This window comes from Pseudomonas sp. (assembly GCF_050739995.1).
Taxonomy (GTDB): domain Bacteria; phylum Pseudomonadota; class Gammaproteobacteria; order Pseudomonadales; family Pseudomonadaceae; genus Aquipseudomonas.
In genome coordinates, this window is the sequence record NZ_JBOICG010000060.1 from 1 (window position 1) to 2301 (window position 2301).

Sequence of the window (2301 nt, forward strand, 5' to 3'; positions counted from 1 at the left end):
GCACTGCGCCCCGGTGCTTCGCCGAGCCAGAACGGAATGGTCGGCGGCTGGCCGTGGGCATCCTCGACCCGCACCTTGCCGGGTTCCACTCGCAGGATGCGGTAGGAGGTGTTGCCCAGCTGGAAGATATCGCCGGCGATGCTTTCCACCGCGAAGTCTTCGTTGACGCTGCCGATATTCAGGCTCTGGGGTTCGAGCAATACGCTGTAGTCGGCGTTGTCGGGGATGGTGCCGCCGCTGGTCACGGCGGTCAGCCTCGCACCCCGGCGGCCGCGCAGGGTGCGGGTCACGGCGTCGCGGTGCAGGTAAGCGCTGCGGATGCCCTGGCGACCGTTGTAGCCGTCGATAAGCATGTGCAGCAGCGCCTGGTAGTGGCGCTCATCCAGCATGGCGTAGGGTGAGGCGCGGCGAATCAGATCGAGCAGCGCCTGTTCCGACCATTCCTGGGTGCTGACTTCGGCGATGATCTGTTGGGCCAGTACGTCCAGTGGCGCGACGGGGATGTGCAGCGTATCGAGTTCGCCCCGGCGTACGCAGTCGAGCAGGGCGGCGCATTCGATGAGGTCATCACGGGTGATGGCGAACAAACGCCCCTTGGGCGTGCCGTCGACCTGGTGCCCGGAGCGCCCGACCCTTTGCAGGAAACCGTTGATGGAGCCCGGCGAGCCGATCTGACACACCAGGTCGACGTCACCGATATCAATCCCCAGCTCCAGGGACGCAGTGGCGATCAGCACTTGTAGCTCGCCGGCCTTGAGCCGTTGTTCGGCGTCCAGGCGCATTTCCTTGGCCAGGCTGCCATGGTGGGCGGCCACGGCTGTTTTGCCTAGGCGCTCACTCAGATGCCGGGCGAGGCGCTCGGCCAGGCGACGGGTGTTGACGAAAATCAACGTAGTGCGATGTTCGCGGGCCAACTCGGCCAGGCGGTCGTAGACCAATTCCCACACATCGTTGGCCATCACCGCCGACAGCGGCACGGACGGCACTTCGATGTCCAGGTCGCGGGGGCGGGCATGGCCGATATCGACGAGGGCGCAATCGCGGCCCGTGCCCACCAGAAACCGCGAAACCGCCTCGATAGGCTTTTGCGTGGCCGACAGGCCGATGCGCGTCAGCGGCACGGTGCACAACCCTTGCAGGCGCTCCAGGCTCAACGCCAGGTGGCTGCCACGCTTGCTGGCGGCGATGGCGTGGATTTCATCGACGATCACCGTGCGCGTGCTGCCCAGCATTTTCCGGCCGGAGTCCGAGCCCAGCAGCACGTAGAGCGACTCTGGCGTGGTCACCAGGACATGTGGCGAGCGCTTGCGCATCAGGGCGCGGTCTTTTTGCGGGGTGTCGCCGGTGCGCACGGCGGTGCGGATCACCAAGGGCGGCAGACCCAGGCGCTGCAATTGTTCGGTAATGCCCGTCAGCGGGTCTTGCAGGTTGATCTGGATGTCGTTGGACAGCGCCTTGAGCGGCGAAACGTAGACCACCAGAGTTTCATCCGGCAGCTCACCGCCGTTGGCCAGGCCTTGGTGGACGAGTTCATCGAGTACCGCCAGAAAGGCCGTGAGCGTCTTGCCGGAGCCTGTGGGGGCGGCGATCAGGGTCGAGCGGCGCTGGCGGATCAGCGGCCAGGCTTGGGCCTGGGCGCTGGTCACCGAAGGGAAGGTGCTGCGGAACCAGGCACTGACGGCGGGGTGGAAGCCGTCCAGGGCCGTGTCCGTGGATTCAGGAAGGTTCATGCTCCCAGTTATGCAGCCGGTACTAACAAGTTGCAACCCCGCACTTTATCCGTGACGGTTGCGCGACAAACCCGCAAAATGCAACGATCCTTACAAATACTTAAAAACCTTCGTTCCACACAGACCGGGCCTGCTCAATCTATGCGAATGCGCCTTATGTTATTGGGCGGCGGGAATGCCCTCGGGCAGGCGCTGATTCGCCTCGGTGCAGAGGAAGACATCGGTTTCCTCGCACCCAAACCGCCCCAAGACGGCTGGGATGCCGCGAGCCTTACCCAATTGCTCGACGACACCCGTCCCGATGCGTTGATCAACCTCGCCTACTATTTCGACTGGTTCCAGGCCGAAGCCGTCAGCGAAACCCGCTTGGCCGCCCAGGAATTTGCCATCGAGCGCCTGGCCGAGCTGTGCCAGCACCACAACATCACCCTGCTGCAGCCGTCCAGCTACCGCGTGTTCGATGGCTCCCGCGCCACCGCCTACAGCGAAAAAGACGAGCCGGTGCCCCTGGGCCTGCGCGGCCAGGCGTTGTGGCGTATCGAACAAAGCGTGCGCGCCACTTGCCCGCAAC

General features: G+C 64.6%; 2 protein-coding genes. One reads left to right on the plus strand and one right to left on the minus strand.

The features are described 5' to 3' along the window. The coding region (locus tag ACRESD_RS02250) for a DEAD/DEAH box helicase (protein ID WP_431749439.1) at nt 1-1730 on the minus strand (1730 nt) is incomplete at its 3' end. Between the two features lie 141 nt (nt 1731-1871). Between ACRESD_RS02250 and ACRESD_RS02255 the strand changes: the two genes are divergently transcribed. Next, a partial coding sequence (locus ACRESD_RS02255) for a sugar nucleotide-binding protein (protein WP_431749440.1) occupies nt 1872-2301 on the plus strand: 430 nt, incomplete at its 3' end.